We start from the raw sequence: 16,254 nt of genomic DNA on the forward strand, positions 1-16,254 counted from the left end.
TGGCCAAGCTGGGATCTAGAGCGGCGAATGCAGCGATGCTAGACTCTCGCAGCTCTCTCTTCTTGCAGCTTGTCGATGTCTTGTTGGGGTGCGTTATGAACCACTTTAAGCGTCGAACTCAAACGCACTCGAACATACACAAGAAGTCCGTTGCCGACTCGCTGGCTCTCGCGTACGGGCTGCCCAAACTTGATAACAAAACCACTCGGAACTCACCAAATTATTTCAGCGTGTGGCCATTCGTACCGAAATCCGGTCCACTTTTCGCACTGCCAAAAACGTAAAAGCCGGCTGTCGACCAAGTCAACGCCGGCTCTATGCACTGATACTACCGTATCACGTCGACGTTGTCCACACCGGGCTGTGAATAACCTGTGTATAAAGCCCTGAATTCCAATCTACGGGACACAGGGTGCCAGCTCGTTGCCGCGGGCCGGGCATCGTAGATTGTATCTTGTGCTACTACATACAGCGTCGAGCGTCGCGTGTTACTCGCGCAATTCGATTAGCCAACGCTTCGATTTGACCGCGTTTCACATAGACTCGCACAACACCCCGTGGTTTCCGACTCCACGTCGGACCTCCGGCAAAGTGAGGACGCGCGGGGGCGCACGTCTTTGCGCTATCAGTCTTCAGTGTGGGCGCTTCGCATCGGTATCATCGCGGGAGGTCGCGCTGGCGTCGCATCTCACGTCTGGAGCATCCACGATCTGCTTCGGAAAAGTGATAGGAGACGCAAAATTCGAAATCACAAAGCGGAGAAAAACGGTAAAAGACCGCGCTTGTTAGACCCTCGAAAAGGCTTTGAGACTTGTTTTTTTCTGGGTGCCGGACCCACGTCATAAACTGTATCGCCGTGGTGATCCATCGGCATCCGATTCAGAGTCTCGCCAAACGACCCTTGCTGTGCACAAATTGGACCGCCCTCATCCCGGAGGGAGCCACTTCGGTGGAAAGCTGGCGTTGACGCTTTGCGGACGTTAGCGCATTTGTGACCGATTCGCAGGATGTTAGCGCATTTGTGATGCCACGGTTAGTGAAACTCTGAACACTGTTACGCTTAGAGAACTATGGTTTTTAGCCTTATTTCTGACGCCCTACACCGCCGCCGATGAGCGCGTGGGCGGACACCGTGTGGTGGGGCGCGCGAAACGGCCGCTGCGTGACCAATCGCGATGCATGCCGGAGCAGTCCGCTCACGCTGTACAATTTCGTGACTTCGAGCGCTTCCTCGCGAGTCATGGACGGAAGTATGGATGGCATGCGACGCGCGAGCATGGTCTTGCCGCTCCCGGGCGCGCCGACCATCAACAGATTGTGGCCGCCCGCCGCCGCGATTTCCATGGCCCGTCTCGCGCGCAGTTGTCCGCGTACGTCTTCGAGATCGTCGACATATGCGATATGTTCGTCGCGCGACGGCGGCGCGTTGAGGTCGCCGCCGGACTGCGTGGCAGGTTCGCCGCGCCCGAGTACGATGTCGACGGCTTGCTGCAATGTGCGGACCGGATGCAACATGAGGCCATCGACGAGCGCGGCTTCGGCCAAGTTCTCGGCGGGGAGCATGAGCCGCCGGTACCCAGCCCGCTTGATGCCGATGGCCGACGGCAAAACGCCCGGCACCGATTTCACCGATCCGTCGAGCGCGAGCTCGCCCAAGCAGACGACGTCGCGCAGCCGCTTCGCATCGATCTGCTGATCCATGCCTAAAATGGTGAGCGCGAGCGCAAGATCGAACATGGCGCCCGCTTTTTTTATGTCGGCGGGCGCGAGATTCGCAACGACCTTGTAGCTGGGAAAGAGAAAGCCCGAAGACCGAACGGCCGCGTTCACGCGTTCTTTGGATTCCTGAATGGAGCGATCCGCAAGTCCGATGATGTGGATGCCACCATCTGCGACCGGCACGCCGACGACTTCCACGCGAACAACGAATGCGTCGATGCCGCGCAGCGCGGCGGCATATCCGATGGCAAGCATACGTGATATGTCACCCGGCGTCGGCGGCCGGTCTAGCTTCCCTTAGTAAAGGCCGCGAAGCTCGGGAAGGCGTACACTTTGTCCGGAAACGTTGCTACTTCGCTCCAGACCACGCCGAACCAACGTTTAAGCTACCTTAACAGGACCGCACCTGTTATACACATATCCACATGCTCTGCGAATCACAATGTGGATAAGGGTGAGTACTAGTGTCGGCGCAGAGCTTCATACGGGCGGTTTGGCCCGGACAGCAGTACGCGAAACAGTGCAGGAGGATGTGCTCGTGAGATGCTTCGGAATAAATATCGCCGTCTGCGTAGGAGCGATCGCGCTTGTTGCGGGTTGCTCCGGTAGCAGCAGCGATAAGAGCGCGAGTGGAAACGCGACCGGCTCGACCACAGCAGCCGGCACGAAGACGATCGGCGTCTCCATTCAGGATCTGCAGGCTCAATTCTATGAGGACATGGAGGTCGGCATGAAAGCCGAAGCTGCGAAGTACGGTTATGCCGTCACGTTCGTCGACGCCAATCGCGATCAGGCCAAGCAGACATCGCAAGTTGAGGACTTCATCAGCAAAGGCGTGAACGCGATCGTTCTCACTCCGGCGGACTCCAAGGCGGTTGGTTCGGCGATCGTCGAAGCCAATCAAGCCAACATTCCGGTGTTCACGGCAGACATCGCAAGCTCGTCCGACAAAGGCGTGGTCATCGCGCACGTCGCCTCCGACAATGTGGCGGGCGGCAAAGTCGCGGCGCAGATACTGTGCAAGGCCTTGGCTGGACCCGGCACGGTGGCGATCATCGATCAGCCGGAAGTGACGTCGGTGCAAGACCGCGTCAAAGGTTTCAAAGACGGACTCGCATCGTGCAAGGGCGTCACGATCGTGGCCGACCAATCGGCGGGCGGCGATCAGACCAAAGCCGCGACCGTGATGGACAACTTGCTGCAGACCTATCCCAACCTCCGGGGTGTGTTCGGCATCAACGACAACTCGGCGCTCGGCGCGCTTTCCGCCGTGAAGTCGGCGGGCAAGGCCGGCAAGATCAAGATCGTGGGCTACGACGCAAGTCCGATCGCGCAGCAAGCCATCGATACAGGCGACATGGCCGGCGATCCGCAGCAGCATCCCGACCAGATCGGGAAACTGACCATCGACGCGATCCACGATTATTTCGCCGGCAAGACGCCGGCCAAACTTATCCCGGTGGCGGTGGGCTCCTACACGACGCATAGCAAGCCGTAAGCGCCGCGTGGATCAAGTGCCGTACCTCGCGATGCGCGGCATCGCCAAGACCTATCCGGGCGTTCGGGCGCTCGACGGCGTGGATTTCGATGTCCGCTCCGGCGAAGTGCACGCGTTGGTCGGTGAAAACGGCGCCGGCAAATCCACACTTATGAAGATCCTCGCCGGCGCGGTGGCGCCGGATACCGGAGAGATCGACGTCGAAGGCAAGCGCGTGACCATCGCATCGCCGCGCGACGCCGAACGGCTGCGCATCGCCATCATCTATCAAGAATTCAACCTCGTTCCCGGTCTCGACGTCGCCGCAAACGTGCTCCTCGGGCGCGAGCCCGTGCGCGGCGCAAGACTCGACCACGCGGCGCTCTACGCGCGCGCGAACGAGATCTTCACGCGGCTCGCGGTCATGGTGCCCCTGCGCGCGGAAGTGCGCATGCTGTCGGTTGCGCAGCAACAGATGGTCGAAATCGCCAAAGCGCTCTCGGTCGATGCGCGCGTGATCGTCATGGACGAGCCGTCGGCGTCGCTCACGCCCGATGAGGTCGCAAAACTATTCGACGTCATCCGCACCCTGACAAAGGCCGGCGTGGGCGTCGTCTACATCTCGCACCGGATGGAAGAGATCTTCACCATCGCCGACCGCATCTCAGTGCTGCGCGACGGCCGCCTTGTCGAAACGGGCGACGCAAAATCGTACGACATCGGCAGCGTCATCCGTTTGATGGTGGGCCGTCCGCTCGACGCGCATTTCCCCCAGCCGGGCCAGTACAACGCACCGGGAGGCGCAGCGCAGCCACGATTATCGGTGCGCGAACTCACCTTGCGCGGGCGCATCAACAACGTGTCGTTCGACGTGGCGCCAGGCGAGATATTCGGGCTCGCCGGCCTCGTCGGCTCCGGACGCACGTCGCTGTTGCGCGGCATCTGCGGCGCGGACATCCCAACGTCGGGCACCGTCTCACTCGATGGTGCTGTGTTGACCATCAGAGGACCGCACGACGCGATCGCCGCAGGCCTCGCGCTTGTGACCGAAGACCGGAAGGCGCAGGGCCTCGTGCTCGGGATGACCATCCGCGAAAACGTCACGCTGCCGCATCTCGACCTCTTCGCGCACTATCTTGTGGTGGATAAGCGGGAGGAGACGAGTGCGGTCGCCAAACTCAGCGCCGACTTGCGCATCCGGACGCCATCACTCGAACAATTGGCCCGCAATCTATCGGGCGGCAATCAACAAAAAGTCGTGCTCGCGAAATGGCTTCTCGAACGCGCGAGCGTGATCTGCTTCGATGAGCCCACGCGCGGCATCGATGTCGGCGCGAAGGCGGAGATCTACGATCTTATGACCCGGCTGGCGGCGCAGGGGACGGCCATCGTGATGGCGTCGTCGGAATTGCCGGAAGTGCTCGGGATGTCCAGCCGCATCGGCGTGATGCGCGGCGGACGCATCGTGCACGTCTACGCGCGCGGTGAAGCCACCCAAGAATCGATCATCGAGTTCGCCACCGGAGCGTCTGCGGCGTAGATGACTGCAGGCCGCCGCCAAGCGCTGTTCCGGCTCGGGATATTCATCGTCGGCATGACCGTGCTGCTGATCGCGCTCGACCACTGGACGCATGGCGCGTTCCTGCGTCCGTTCAACGTCAGCAACGTGTTGAAGCAGATCGCCGTGTATGCGGTCCTGGCGGTCGGTCAAACCCTTGTGATCATCACGGCCGGCATCGATCTCTCCGTCGGCTCGCTGATCGCGCTCACCGGCGTTTTGATGGCGGGCTTTATGGTCGGTCAATCATCCGACGCGTTGGGTTTGCTCATCGCGCTGGGAGTCGGCGTCGGCACGGGCGGGGTCGCCGGCGCGGTGAACGGATGGCCGGTCGTCAAATTCAATCTGCCGCCGTTCATCACCACGCTCGCGATGATGCTCATGGCGCGCGGATTGGCGTTCCTTTATTCCGGCGGCCGTCCGATCGAGATCAACAACGCGGCATTCAACGCCATCGGCGGCGGCACGATTCTCCCGGGCATCGGAAAGTTCATCGGCCTGCCGGGCATCCCCGTTCCGGTGATCGTCATGCTCGGCGTCGTACTGGCCGGTCATTTCTTGCTCACGCAAACGCGCTTCGGCCGCTATGTGTACGCCATTGGCGGCAACGAAGAGGCCGCGCGTCTTTCGGGCATCAACGTCGGCGCCGTGAAGATGGGCGTCTACATCATCTGCGGTGCGCTCGCCGGGCTTGCCAGCCTTCTGTTGGCCGGCCGCTTGAGCACCGGCATCCCGCAGTCCGGTTCTGGCTACGAGCTGCAATCGATCGCCGCAGTCGTCGTCGGCGGCACGTCGCTCATGGGCGGCCGGGGCTCGATCGTGGGCACGTTCGTCGGCGCGCTGCTCATCGGCGTGCTGAACAACCTGATGAATTTGCTCAACGTGCAGTCGTACGCGCAGGAAGTCGTGCTCGGCGCGGTGATACTCATTGCCGTACTGCTCGACGAGCTCCGCAAGCGGTTCTTCGTCTCAGGGTAAAGGAGCATGGAAGACCAGATTTGGGAGCGCCTCGACCCGCTCATCGCCCGCTGGAAGAAATTTGAGCCACACACAGACGCCGAGCGTCTGTCGGCTTTGGAACATTCGCCGACGTCGGAACTGCAGCGGCTCATCCGCGAAGTCGATGGCGCAAAAGAAGACATCGACGCCTACTGCGCGGTCTTGAAGAAGAAATACGGCGTGTTCGACAGCGGCGAGCTTGGCGCCGATACGCCTGCCGACCAAAAAGACGAGAAGCGTTACGAAGCGCTCGAAGCGCTAAAACGGGCTTACGAAGAAGCGGCCGAGGAGATCACCGACCGGGAATCGGCCGGCGAATCCTAAGCTTTAATCAGATCTTCCACGTGGATGCGGGCAGTGTGACGTTGCCCTTGTAATCCGAATAGCGAACGCGATCCACGACGACGTCGCCCTGGTATTCGTCGTACTCGACCGGCAGATGATCGCTGCCGAAGATCATCACGACCTTCGTCACCCCCGACTCCGCCGCTGGGTCCAGCACGATGGCGGTGAGCGTCGTTAGGCCGGCCACATCCTTTGCGTCGAGCGCCGACGTCTTCAAGCCTTTGATGCGCGACAGCAAAGCGCCGAACGACGCTTGAGCCACCGTCGTGCCCCGCAGACTGACGGCTTTGGGATCGTGGATGTTGAGGTGCAGCCTAACAAACGACAAGAAGCCGCCCTGATGGCCGTAGACCGTGTCGCCGCCCTGCCACACCGCCGCCCCGCCGCGGCCGGCACCGCCGACGATGTCCATGCGCATGTTGTTCGGCCGCGAAAATGCGAGCTTGTACGTGCGGTCTTGCACGTCTTTGCCGCGCACTTCGTGTGCCGCGATCGTGCAGGTGTACGTGTGAACCGCATCCCAGGCCGACGTAAACTTCGCGAGCGCGACGTCGGCGGCTTGCGTGCCCAGCGCGGTGTGGGGCACGGATAAGAACGCAACGAGGGCCGCGGCAGCCGCCGCGACCATCGGGTTCATTTTCTTTGCACCCCTCGTCTGGGCAGCGCTTCCACCGAACCCAATGCGAACATGCTTCCCGTGTCTGCAGTGCTGGCGACGCCGATGAGCACGTCGAACTGCGTGTGCGTGGTGACGTACTCGATTGCGCGCGCGAGGGGCGCGCCCGCGTAGCGATTTTCTCTGTACGTCCCCATAACGATAAGCCGGGCGTGTTCGTCGCTGGCGGCTCGGATGATGGCCGGACCTGCTTGACGGTCCCGGATCGTGCGCGTGTGGACTTCGAGCCCGGCCTTTCGGCCGATCTCCTTGGCGGCGGTGAGCACTTCGAGCGCCTCGCGCTCTTCCTTCGGCAGGACGGCGGCGATGGGCAACGTCATCGGGACCTCGATGACGTAGATCGCGAGCACGTCGATGTGCTGTCCCTTTGCCATTTTCACAGCGAGCGCCATGAGCACTTCAGATTTGATGTCGGCCGAGAACACGACGAGCACATTGCGGGTGATGTGCTTGGCGTTGAACGCCGCGCTTTCGGCGATCCGCACCGTGCGATTGGACGGCGGATGCAGCATCCAAAAAAGTGTGGTGCAGATCGCGGCGGCGATGCCGGCGGCAAGTGCGATGCCGAGCGGGCTGAAGAATGGTTGATACATCGGCGGTCAGCCCATCTCGCGTACGCCGCGCAGATAGATCAGGCCGCGCCAGATGCCGGCGGTGGCGAGCACGGCGAGGATAGCATAGACGAACATAGCTTGAGTGGACACTTGAGTTTGAGCCGCAAGCCGCGCGATGCCGAGAAACGCGCATAGCGCGATCGCGAAAGACGTGAACACTTTGTAGCGCAGGCGATTGACGGGTTGCAGCATGAGAGCCGGACGTGCTTCGCGGGTGCCGGAGGGGGGTCCTCGGAATCGCGCTTAACTTGCGTCGAGCGCCCTCAGGTGCGTTTCAGCGTCCTTCACATCGGCGAACATACGTTTTTCCCGCAGCACCGGAAGCGCCTTATTCAGATATTCGCGCGCGGCGGTGATATCGCTCGGCAGCGCGGTGGCGGACGCCTTGACCTTGGCGCAGTAGAGCGCGCCGAGCCGCGCATACGTGCGCGCTAGTTCAGACGGATGATTAAGCGGCGTCAGCATGCCGACCGCGGCGGTGTAGTGGTCTTCCGCCGCCCGCCAATTCTGCTCGCGCGCCGCGATCATGCCTTGCATGGCGCGGGCGATGGCTGCGGTGAAGGTCTTGCTCGAGACCAGGTCGCCTTTGAGGTAACCGCCGGTCGGCGGCTCGCGCTTGATGGTCTCGGCGGCGCCGTTTGCGGTCTGTGCGGCCGCTTGCGGTGACGCGAGCGGCGTGTGCGCGACCGTTTCGGCCGTTTCTTTTCGCGCACGGTCGGCGCCGGCGTCTTCGAGTTTGGCGGCCGCGCGGGAGAGCGCCACCTGTACCACTTTCAGATCGACGATCAGAGACGCGGCGTCGGAGTAGCGGCGCGTCGGATCTTTTTCGAGCAGGCGCATGATGATGCGGTCCAGCGATGCCGGCACGAGCGGGTTGATCTGGCGCGGCGGCTTCGGCCGATCGTTCACGTGCGAGAACATCACTGCGACGAGATCGTCGGATTCATGCGAGAAGGGCAATTTGCCGCACAGCAATTCGTAGAGCAGCACGCCGACAGAATAGAGATCGCTCGTGCGATCGCCGGATTTGCCCAAGAACCGCTCCGGCGGAAGATAAGCGATGGTGCCGACGATCTCGCCGCTTTGCGTCAAGTTCGAGACGTCGGACATCCGCCGCGCGAGACCGAAGTCCATCACCTTGAGCGAATGGTCGTCGGTCAACATGATGTTGCCGGGCTTGATGTCGCGATGGATGATGCCCTGGCCGTGCGCGTACTGCAACGCTTCGAGCAACTGCACCGTGATGTTGATGGCGTCGTCGAACGATATCTTCGAGCGGTCGATGTCGCGCATCGTCTTGCCGCGCACGTATTCGAGGATGATGTACGACATGTCGCGGTCGACGCCGACGTCGTAGACGGCGACGATATTCGGATGGTTGAGCCGCGCCATGCTCTGCGCCTCGAGCAAGAACCGGCGGCAGACCTCATCCGAGCGTTCGGTGAGGACTTTGACGGCGACGTCTCTCTCGAGGACGTGATCGATTCCGCGGTAGACATCGGCCATGCCGCCGCTGCCGATCTTCTCGATGATGCGGTAGCGGTTAGCGAGAACGCTGTCGATTGCGATTTGCATGCTGAGGATCAGAGGCTACGAGGCAAAAGCGGCTTTCATATGTGTAATATCGGTGGTTTTCGGGGTCTTCATGATGCAGATGACGTCAAAGCGGATGCGGCCGAACACGCGACCGCAAAATCCGAGGTATTGCTGTGCCGCTTTGCGGACTCGGGCCTGTTTGACGGCCGTTACGGCTTCGAGGGGCGTACCGCGCGCGAGCGTCCGGCGTAGCTTGACTTCGACGAAAACGAGCGTGCCGCCGTCCAACGCGATGACGTCGATCTCGCCGCCCCGGCACCGGAAATTGCGCTCGAGAACGTGGTAGCCGCGCTCGATGAGATAACGCGCCGCGGCCGCCTCGCCGGCTGTGCCTTCGGCGGATCGAGTTGAGACCGGTTTCTTCAAGGGCTGCCGCCATCGGCGAACGCGAAGAGCGTGGGCTGCATGACGGGAGCGAACGACCGGCGGTGCGCCGAGCACGGGCCGAGCCGGTCGAGCGCCGCGAGGTGCTCCTCGGTGCCGTAGCCGCGGTTGTGGCTGAAGCCATAGCCCGGGTGTGTTTCGTCGAGCATCTCCATATATTCATCGCGCGCCACTTTGGCGACAATGCTCGCCGCCGCGATCGCCGCAGACTTGCCGTCGCCGCCAATGATAGCGGTCTGCGGCGCCGCGCATTGCGGAATGTGCACGGCGTCCACCAACACCCGGCACGGCGGGAACGGCAGCTGCGCGAGTGCGCGCGCCATCGCCAGGCGTGTGGCGCCGAGGATGTTGATCGCGTCGATCTCCTCCGGGCCCGCCCATCCTATCGCGAAGAACGCCGCGCCGGCGCGGATCTGCGCGGCAAGGGCCGCGCGCCTGATCGGCGTGACGAGTTTGCTGTCGTTGAGGAATTCGAGCAAGAGAGGCTTCGTGAGGACAACGGCGCACGCGGTGACGGGCCCGGCCAGCGGGCCCCGTCCGACTTCATCCACGCCGCACACCATCTGCGCACCGCTTTCCCAAGCAGAGCGTTCGTAGAGGTGGAGCTTCGTGAGTCGGCGTCGTTCGCGTGGGGTCACGGGCGCGATCACTCCGGTGATTCGAAAGTGATTTTCGGCAGCGCGCCGTCGCGGAATCGAGCGATGAGTTTGCGCGCAGCGTTGCGCGCATCGATTTCGCCTCCGCGGCGGATCATCCCGTGCCGCCGGGCATATGCGGAGAGTTCATATTCGTCGGCATCGGCGGGACGATGGACTCGCAGCCACTCGCCAAACTTTGCGACGACCTCTTCTGCGTCGAACGCCGAATCCGGCAAACTGCCGCACAACGCGAGCTGCCACGCGGCCGCCGCGCTCGTGATCTTTGGCGCCAAAATGCCCGGCGTATCGAGCAGTTCCACCGCGTCGCCGATGGTCAGCCATCGCACCTGGCGCGTGACTCCGGCCTTGGCCTGCGCCACCGCGCGCTTACGCCTGCCGAGCGCGTTGATGACCGAAGACTTGCCTGTGTTCGGCGCGCCGATGACGGCGGCTCGCAGCCGGCCCTCGCGCGGCCGTTGTGATAGGAGCGAGTTGCGAACGCCCTTGAGCGTGACCGCGTGCGTTCCGACACCCGCAAAGGCCGTGATGCCGTCGTGCGCCAGCTTTGCAAGCCAGCGGTCGGTCATGTCCGGATCCGCCAGATCTTCGCGATTCAAGAGCACGATGCGGCGCTTGCGAGAGAGCGATGGGTGCAGCCCGGTCGCTGCGGTCGCGCGCGGGATCCGAGCATCGCGCACCTCGATCACCGCGTCGATGACCGCCGCGTTTTCGACGACCGCGCGAAGACCCGCAGCCATATGACCGGGAAACCAGGACGCCTCCGCCTTGGGTGGCTTAGCGGAGCCGCTGGGCACGGGTCAGCGGCCAGACGACGAACGTGGCGCGCCCGATCACCGATTCGACCGGGACCGGCCCAAACGCGCGGGAGTCGTCGGACTGCGCGCGGTTGTCGCCGAGGACATAGATGCTGCCTTTGGGGATGGAGACCGGCGCAAGATCTTCGCGGTCGCTCGACGCATCGGTGAATCCGTCGAATTGGGCGCCGTTGACGAACACTTTTCCGTGCACGGTCGCGACTTTGTCGCCTTCGAGGCCGGCGACGCGTTTGAGCAAGATCCGCCGGTCGTCGCCGGTGCCGTGTTCGAAGGCGACGAGATCGCCGCGCAGGATCGGATGCAATCGAAGATCGACGATCGGCGCGTCCGGCGCCATTGGGTTTGCGACGCGGAGATTGAATGCGAGCGTGTCGATCAGCACGTGTTCGCCGCCGGTCAACTGCGGCTCCATGCTTTGTCCGTCGACTTGCGGCAAACGGTAGAAGAACAACAGGATCAGGCAAAGCAAGACCGCGGCTTGGATAGCCAGGCCGGCAATGTGCATCAGTCGGCCCCGCGAGGCTATGCGCCTGCGGTCTTCGTGTAAGAGGTCGTCGAAGTCCGCCGCCGGTTCGCGCAGCGGGTCGGTCGTGTCGGGTAGGCGTGGACTATACGCTGACACGGACTGTTGTGTTCATGCCGAACCGCGCGCGCCCCTTTGTATGAGGGTAACGTACTAGGGCCAGTGTACTAGGGCAAGCATCGCTTGCCCATCGCAAAAAATGGGTGAGCGTTGCTCACCCTCCTACACGAGAAAAAATGGCCAACGCGGTTTACTTGGGTATTCGCTTAGAAAGATCGTCCGATCGAATAGCCAGAAAGTCACATTCGCTGCACCCAAACGCTGAAATATATTCGCCGTCCATCATGCTCGTGGGCTTGGCGGGGTTTATGAGTATAAGCTGATGTTCCGGCAATACCCAGTTATCTGGAGCCTTGGCTTTGCACATCGGACAATCATAAGGTGGTGGTGTGGTCATGCGATGCTCACCCCCTACACTAAGAAGCATGGGCAAGCGATGCTTGCCCTAGTACAGCCACGTTCGATACAGGACGCGAGTTAGTGCAGGGTGCCCGCGTGGTTCAATGGCCAGAAAACGAAGAACGCGTGGCCGACGAATTGATCGCGGCGCAAGAATCCCCAGAGATGGCCGTCGTCCGAGTTGTTGCGATTGTCGCCCATCATGAAATACCAGCCGCGCGGAATTCTATCCGGCGCTTGCCACTGATTTCGCGGCGGTATCTGCGAGCGAGATGGATCGAGCGGAATGCCGTCAACCCAGATGTCGTAATCCTTGATCTCAAGCTCGTAGTTGGGATGGTTAGCGGCCGGCAGATACGGCTCGGCGACCGGCTTTCCGTTGCGGATAACGACGCCGTTGTGAATGCTGATGGAATCGCCGGGGACGCCCATCACGCGTTTGATGAAATCGGTGGTGCCAAGATCGGGCGGCGGTACGAAGACGGCGATCTGCTCGTCCTTGGGATCGGAGAACCGGTATTCGATTTCCGACGCGAGGAGCACGTCGTTGATCTTGAGCGTGGGTTCCATGGAACCGGACGGGATGTAGAACGTGCGCACGACGTAATGCATGAGCAAGAGCGCGACGACGCCCGCGATGAGAAACGCGTCAAGATATTCGCGGATGACGGCCCGGCTCTTATCGTCTTCAATCGCGGTCGGGGCCACCCATAGGATGAGCCGCGCCAGCGCCAAGACTGCGAGGACGGCGATGAGGATGGTGGGAGTCATCCGGCCAGCGTCAGCTCTTTCTCTCTTTGATGCGTGTGGCTTTGTTGCCGACACGATCCTGCAAGTAGAAAAGCTTGGCGCGCCGTACTAGGCCACGCCGGGTCACTTCGATTTTTTCGACCCGAGGCGAGTGGAGAAGGAATGATCGCTCGACGCCGACACCGTGTGCGATGCGGCGCACCGTGAAGCTTTCGGACAAGCCGCCGTTCTTGCGCTCGATGACGACGCCTTCGAACACCTGAATGCGCTCTTTGTTGCCTTCAGTGACCCGCGAGTGGACCTTGACGGAATCGCCCGGTCCGAACTCGGTGGTTTGCTTCTTTTTCTGCCCGTCGCCGACGAGGCGTGCCATATCCATGAAAATTGTTACCCTCGACGGCCGCTAAAAAAGCGCCGGCCACCCTCGTGGAGGCCCGACGCCGCTGCCGCGTCACGTGGATCCGGACTTCGTCCGGCAAAAGATAAAAAACGAACGTTGTCAAGTATATCACAGGCGCGCCGGGCGCTTCAAGACCGAAGGTCAGGACGGCGCCTCATCGTCCGCTCTGACGCCCGCTCCGCCCGCCATGCTGCCACTTTGCCATGGTCGCCGGACAGTAGGATTTCCGGGACGCTTTCGCCCCGGAAGACGGCGGGCCTGGTGTAGTGAGGCCAATCCAAGTCCGGCCCGCTGAACGACTCATTCGCGGCGCTTTCCGCTGCGATCGCGCCGGGCAGGATGCGCACGCAGGCATCGATGATCGCGAGCGCCGGAATCTCCCCGCCGGTCAACACAAAATCGCCGAGCGATATCTCTTCGGCGCGGACGAGATCGAAGAGCCGTTCATCGATGCCTTCGTAGTGGCCGCAGACCAGGATCAAGCGGTCGAGCGCAGCGTACTCGCGCGCCCGCGCCTGGTTGAACACCGGACCCGCCGGCGATGGCAAGACGACGCGCGTGCCGGCCGGCACGTCGAGTGCGCCGCCCAACAAGCTTTCCAAAGAGGCGACGATCGGGCCAAGCCGCATGACCATGCCGGCGCCGCCGCCGTATGGCGCATCGTCGGCTCGTTCGCCGTCGGGCACGAAACTCCAAAGGTCAACGACCGTGATCTCGGCCAACCCCTTTGCTTGCGCGCGGCCGACGATGCTGCCGCGCACCAAGGGTTCGATGAATTGCGGGAAAAGGGTAACAACATCGATTCGCATCAGCTTGCGCACGATTTTCACGCATGAAGGTGCGCTCCCCCTTCGCCGACGGCATGCGGGCGTTCGAACAAGGACATCTCGACGAGGCGCAGTCGCATTTCACCGAAGCCGCATTGGATCCGGCGTTTGCCCCCGCTGCCCTGTCGAAGCGCGGTGTGTGCAAAGTGCTGGCCGGCGATCGCGCGGGAGCACGCAACGATTTCGAGGCGGCGCTTGCGCGTGATCCGCGCTGCGCGGCCGCGCTCGTCAACCTCGGAAATCTCGCGCAAGAGTCGGGTGAGACCGATGAAGCGCGCGTCCGCTATGAAGCGGCAATCAAGGCCGACGCGAATTACGCGCCGGCGCATCACAATCTCGGGGTGCTCTATCGCGTGACCGGGCGCATCGACGAGAGCGTGCGCGAGCTGCGGCTGGCAGCCAGCCTCGACGCGCGTCCGAAAGCGCTGATGGAGCGCTTCAAAGGGCTTTTCCGGCGGCGCTGACTATGCGCCTCGCTTCGCGCGCTACGAAGATTTCGACTCCGAAGAGACTTCGACGACGTCGGCTTGGGTGATCTCTTGAAGATAGTCGAAAAGCTGCGGCAGCGTGATTTTTTCCAGCGCGGTCCGTTTGGGCGACCGGTCGTCTTCGCCTTCGTCGCGCACGTAGTAGCGGACGTCGAAGTCGGTGGCTTCTTCGGCGTAGAATGCGACGGCGAAGCCTTTGCTTGGGTTGTCGTCGTAGATGCGCATGGCATGCGGATTGACGACCTCGACCGAATGGGAAGGATTCATCGCGTCAAAGAAGGTGATGACGAGCTCGGATTGGCCGGTGACGTCGACGTCGCCCACCGTGAACGCGTGTTTCACCGAGTACAGTTCGTGGGACCGGCGGCGGCGAGCCGACAACTCGTAGAACACGCGGTGCCGCACGAACCGGCCAAGGATCTTCCGCAGCGTCGCAAGGGTGGCGACCGCCTCTTCGCGCTGGCTCTGGGTATAGATGATTTTCAATGAGCCCCTCGCGAGGACGTGCGTTGCCGGTCGGTAAAAGTTTTGCCCCGGCGGAAGGGAGCCCTTTGTAGCGTGATACTAGCGTGGCTTGGACCCACCGACATGGCAGCGATCTTCGTTGTCGCGCTGCTGCTATTCGGCCCGGAACAGTTGCCAAAGGTCGCGCGTCAATTGGGTGAGCTCATGCGTCAGATGCAAAACACCACGCAGACCTTTATGCTCGAGATGGACAGGGCCGCGCGCGAGGCGGAGTTGCGGCCGACAGCCGAGCCGGAAGAGCTTGCCGATTTCGGCACCACCGAGGCGTCTACGAGCGAGGATCAACCCGAGCCGGAGACACCTGCCGAACTCACATATGCCGAGCCGCCCGCCGACGAAGGCGAAGTCAAGTAGCGGAGAGGCCGGTCAGCCGGCGCCAGAGCACGACCACCTTCATCACGTAATGCACCGTCTCGTCATATGGTGGGATGCCGCCGTACTCGTCGACCGCGCCGCTGCCTGCGTTGTATGCCGCGATCGCATACAGATATTGATGCTGCTGATCGTAGCGCGCGTAGTGCTCTAAGTTGCCTTTGAGCGTCAGCACCGTGCCGCGGATATTCTGATCGATGTCGTCGGCGTTGCTGACGCCATCGTCTGCTGCAGTGCCGGGCATCAGTTGGCCGAGTCCCATGGCTCCTGACGAGCTGCGCGCGGTCCGGTCGAATGAACTTTCGGTGGCGACGATCGCCACGACGAGGCGTGGATCGACGCGTTCGTCGGCGGCGTCGCGCAATATGGCGTCGACGATCCGCTGGGCTTCGCTCGCACCGATGCCGGCGTTGAAGTAGCGAATCGCGGCGACGTACGCGTTCATCACCTCGCCGGGCGGCGTGGGCGCGGCTAAAGCGGCCTGTCCGAAACAAGCCAGTTGGCACACGGCCATGATGAGGGCTGCGAAGACGCGGCGCATTAGTGGGTTATCGGCTGGTTAAATACAGTCCGTACTAGGGTGAGCAACGCTCACCCATGGGCAAGCGATGCTTGTCCTAGTACAGGCTTGCCCTAGTACGGACAAGGGAACGGACAAGCGATGCTTGCCCTCCTACAATGACAACAATAGCGGCGGTCACAGTTTGAATTGGGCGCGCGCTTCGCGCATTTTCTCTTCCAAGAACTTGATGACGGAATTCCGGATGGTCTCTTTGTGCTCGTCTTCGAGACGGCTGTAGACGAGATAGCCGGCCGAGGCGACGATGGCCCCGATGACGCCGGCGACGACCGTGCGGCGCAGATCGACGGCGTCGTTGTCATCGTGGCGGCCCGCGCCGTCCGAGGCGCCTTCGCTGCGGGTTTCGCTGACGATATCCATTGTCGAACTCCTCACGTTGGCGGGCGGATGCAATGCGTTCTCCGGACGGAACTATTTTCCCGCGGAACGCACCGACAGGTGGTTGGGGTGTTGGCGCGCGATCGCTCGCAAGCCGGAAACGGCCGTTT

At 62.2% G+C, this 16,254-nt stretch carries 21 protein-coding genes; 6 read left to right on the top strand and 15 right to left on the bottom strand.

Features of this window, described 5'->3' with window-relative positions; genetic code table 11:
• Positions 1–1,083: 1,083 nt before the first annotated feature.
• Complete coding sequence (locus tag VII69_10235; GenBank protein ID HEY5095484.1) at positions 1,084–1,974, bottom strand: ATP-binding protein; 891 nt, start codon at positions 1,972–1,974, stop codon at positions 1,084–1,086.
• 283 nt (positions 1,975–2,257) lie between these two features.
• Between VII69_10235 and VII69_10240 the strand changes: the two genes are divergently transcribed.
• Genes VII69_10240 through VII69_10255 form a run of 4 tightly spaced genes read left to right on the top strand, consistent with a single transcriptional unit; the run spans position 2,258 to position 6,077 of the window.
• Positions 2,258–3,217 (top strand): substrate-binding domain-containing protein, encoded by a 960-nt coding sequence (locus VII69_10240; protein ID HEY5095485.1) that lies wholly within the window; start codon positions 2,258–2,260, stop codon positions 3,215–3,217.
• A gap of 7 nt (positions 3,218–3,224) precedes the next feature.
• Entirely contained in the window at positions 3,225–4,736 is a 1,512-nt protein-coding gene (locus tag VII69_10245) for a sugar ABC transporter ATP-binding protein (protein ID HEY5095486.1), read from the top strand.
• Positions 4,737–5,732, top strand: coding sequence for an ABC transporter permease (locus VII69_10250; protein ID HEY5095487.1), 996 nt, complete (start codon positions 4,737–4,739; stop codon positions 5,730–5,732).
• A 6-nt stretch (positions 5,733–5,738) separates the two neighbouring features.
• A complete protein-coding gene (locus tag VII69_10255) occupies positions 5,739–6,077 on the top strand; it encodes a hypothetical protein (protein HEY5095488.1) in 339 nt (112 codons plus the stop codon).
• 7 nt (positions 6,078–6,084) lie between these two features.
• Here the strand turns inward: VII69_10255 and VII69_10260 are convergent, their stop codons facing one another.
• The 11 genes from VII69_10260 to trmD form a co-directional block, all read right to left on the bottom strand.
• Complete coding sequence (locus VII69_10260) at positions 6,085–6,735, bottom strand: hypothetical protein (GenBank protein HEY5095489.1); 651 nt, start codon at positions 6,733–6,735, stop codon at positions 6,085–6,087.
• Complete coding sequence (locus tag VII69_10265; protein HEY5095490.1) at positions 6,732–7,367, bottom strand: universal stress protein; 636 nt, start codon at positions 7,365–7,367, stop codon at positions 6,732–6,734. The genes VII69_10260 and VII69_10265 overlap by 4 nt, the downstream gene beginning before the upstream one ends.
• 6 nt (positions 7,368–7,373) lie before the next feature.
• Entirely contained in the window at positions 7,374–7,580 is a 207-nt protein-coding gene (locus VII69_10270; GenBank protein HEY5095491.1) for a hypothetical protein, read from the bottom strand.
• 51 nt (positions 7,581–7,631) lie between these two features.
• Entirely contained in the window at positions 7,632–8,963 is a 1,332-nt protein-coding gene (locus VII69_10275) for a protein kinase (GenBank protein ID HEY5095492.1), read from the bottom strand.
• Positions 8,964–8,978: 15 nt separating this feature from the next.
• Positions 8,979–9,350, bottom strand: coding sequence for a YraN family protein (locus VII69_10280; GenBank protein HEY5095493.1), 372 nt, complete (start codon positions 9,348–9,350; stop codon positions 8,979–8,981).
• The gene (locus tag VII69_10285; protein ID HEY5095494.1) at positions 9,347–10,006 is read right to left on the bottom strand and encodes a ribonuclease HII; all 660 of its coding nucleotides are present in this window, start codon (positions 10,004–10,006) and stop codon (positions 9,347–9,349) included. Before VII69_10285 ends, VII69_10280 begins: the two co-directional genes overlap by 4 nt.
• 8 nt (positions 10,007–10,014) lie before the next feature.
• On the bottom strand, positions 10,015–10,821 hold the full coding sequence (locus tag VII69_10290) for a GTPase (GenBank protein HEY5095495.1): 807 nt from the start codon (positions 10,819–10,821) through the stop codon (positions 10,015–10,017).
• Positions 10,802–11,464, bottom strand: coding sequence for a signal peptidase I (gene lepB, locus VII69_10295; GenBank protein ID HEY5095496.1), 663 nt, complete (start codon positions 11,462–11,464; stop codon positions 10,802–10,804). The genes VII69_10290 and lepB (VII69_10295) overlap by 20 nt, the downstream gene beginning before the upstream one ends.
• Positions 11,465–11,902: 438 nt before the next feature.
• A complete protein-coding gene (gene lepB, locus VII69_10300) occupies positions 11,903–12,595 on the bottom strand; it encodes a signal peptidase I (protein ID HEY5095497.1) in 693 nt (230 codons plus the stop codon).
• A 10-nt stretch (positions 12,596–12,605) separates the two neighbouring features.
• A complete protein-coding gene (rplS, locus tag VII69_10305; protein HEY5095498.1) occupies positions 12,606–12,947 on the bottom strand; it encodes a 50S ribosomal protein L19 in 342 nt (113 codons plus the stop codon).
• Between the two features lie 155 nt (positions 12,948–13,102).
• Positions 13,103–13,804: a tRNA (guanosine(37)-N1)-methyltransferase TrmD gene (gene trmD / locus VII69_10310; protein HEY5095499.1), complete on the bottom strand. Its 702-nt coding sequence runs from the start codon at positions 13,802–13,804 to the stop codon at positions 13,103–13,105.
• Between the two features lie 2 nt (positions 13,805–13,806).
• On the opposite strand from trmD, the gene VII69_10315 reads away from it, so the two are divergent.
• The gene (locus VII69_10315; protein HEY5095500.1) at positions 13,807–14,265 is read left to right on the top strand and encodes a tetratricopeptide repeat protein; all 459 of its coding nucleotides are present in this window, start codon (positions 13,807–13,809) and stop codon (positions 14,263–14,265) included.
• A gap of 21 nt (positions 14,266–14,286) precedes the next feature.
• Here the strand turns inward: VII69_10315 and VII69_10320 are convergent, their stop codons facing one another.
• Positions 14,287–14,775 (bottom strand): hypothetical protein, encoded by a 489-nt coding sequence (locus VII69_10320; protein ID HEY5095501.1) that lies wholly within the window; start codon positions 14,773–14,775, stop codon positions 14,287–14,289.
• Positions 14,776–14,847: 72 nt separating this feature from the next.
• On the opposite strand from VII69_10320, the gene VII69_10325 reads away from it, so the two are divergent.
• Positions 14,848–15,168, top strand: a complete 321-nt coding sequence (locus VII69_10325) for a twin-arginine translocase TatA/TatE family subunit (GenBank protein ID HEY5095502.1) — start codon at positions 14,848–14,850, stop codon at positions 15,166–15,168.
• Here VII69_10325 and VII69_10330 read toward each other — a convergent pair.
• Together VII69_10330 and VII69_10335 are read right to left on the bottom strand one after the other, a co-directional pair.
• Positions 15,161–15,727, bottom strand: coding sequence for a lytic transglycosylase domain-containing protein (locus tag VII69_10330; protein HEY5095503.1), 567 nt, complete (start codon positions 15,725–15,727; stop codon positions 15,161–15,163). The two genes, VII69_10325 and VII69_10330, sit on opposite strands and share 8 nt — an antisense overlap.
• A gap of 156 nt (positions 15,728–15,883) precedes the next feature.
• Positions 15,884–16,126 carry a hypothetical protein gene (locus VII69_10335; protein ID HEY5095504.1) on the bottom strand — a complete coding sequence of 81 codons (243 nt, stop codon included), beginning with the start codon at positions 16,124–16,126 and terminating at the stop codon, positions 15,884–15,886.
• Positions 16,127–16,254: the final 128 nt, after the last annotated feature.

It is taken from the genome of Candidatus Eremiobacteraceae bacterium, assembly GCA_036511855.1.
In the GTDB taxonomy this organism is placed as follows: domain Bacteria; phylum Vulcanimicrobiota; class Vulcanimicrobiia; order Eremiobacterales; family Eremiobacteraceae; genus JABCYQ01.

Bases quoted from the DNA above. Each gene is read 5' to 3' on its own strand.
- VII69_10260 (HEY5095489.1), bottom strand. From the start codon at position 6,735: ATGAACCCGATGGTCGCGGCGGCTGCCGCGGCCCTCGTTGCGTTCTTA.
- VII69_10335 (HEY5095504.1), bottom strand. From the start codon at position 16,126: ATGGATATCGTCAGCGAAACCCGCAGCGAAGGCGCCTCGGACGGCGCG.
- rplS (HEY5095498.1), bottom strand. From the start codon at position 12,947: ATGGCACGCCTCGTCGGCGACGGGCAGAAAAAGAAGCAAACCACCGAG.
- VII69_10275 (HEY5095492.1), bottom strand. From the start codon at position 8,963: ATGCAAATCGCAATCGACAGCGTTCTCGCTAACCGCTACCGCATCATC.
- VII69_10265 (HEY5095490.1), bottom strand. From the start codon at position 7,367: ATGTATCAACCATTCTTCAGCCCGCTCGGCATCGCACTTGCCGCCGGC.
- VII69_10235 (HEY5095484.1), bottom strand. From the start codon at position 1,974: ATGCTTGCCATCGGATATGCCGCCGCGCTGCGCGGCATCGACGCATTC.
- VII69_10315 (HEY5095500.1), top strand. From the start codon at position 13,807: ATGAAGGTGCGCTCCCCCTTCGCCGACGGCATGCGGGCGTTCGAACAA.
- lepB (HEY5095497.1), bottom strand. From the start codon at position 12,595: ATGACTCCCACCATCCTCATCGCCGTCCTCGCAGTCTTGGCGCTGGCG.
- VII69_10330 (HEY5095503.1), bottom strand. From the start codon at position 15,727: ATGCGCCGCGTCTTCGCAGCCCTCATCATGGCCGTGTGCCAACTGGCT.
- VII69_10250 (HEY5095487.1), top strand. From the start codon at position 4,737: ATGACTGCAGGCCGCCGCCAAGCGCTGTTCCGGCTCGGGATATTCATC.
- VII69_10255 (HEY5095488.1), top strand. From the start codon at position 5,739: ATGGAAGACCAGATTTGGGAGCGCCTCGACCCGCTCATCGCCCGCTGG.
- VII69_10270 (HEY5095491.1), bottom strand. From the start codon at position 7,580: ATGCTGCAACCCGTCAATCGCCTGCGCTACAAAGTGTTCACGTCTTTC.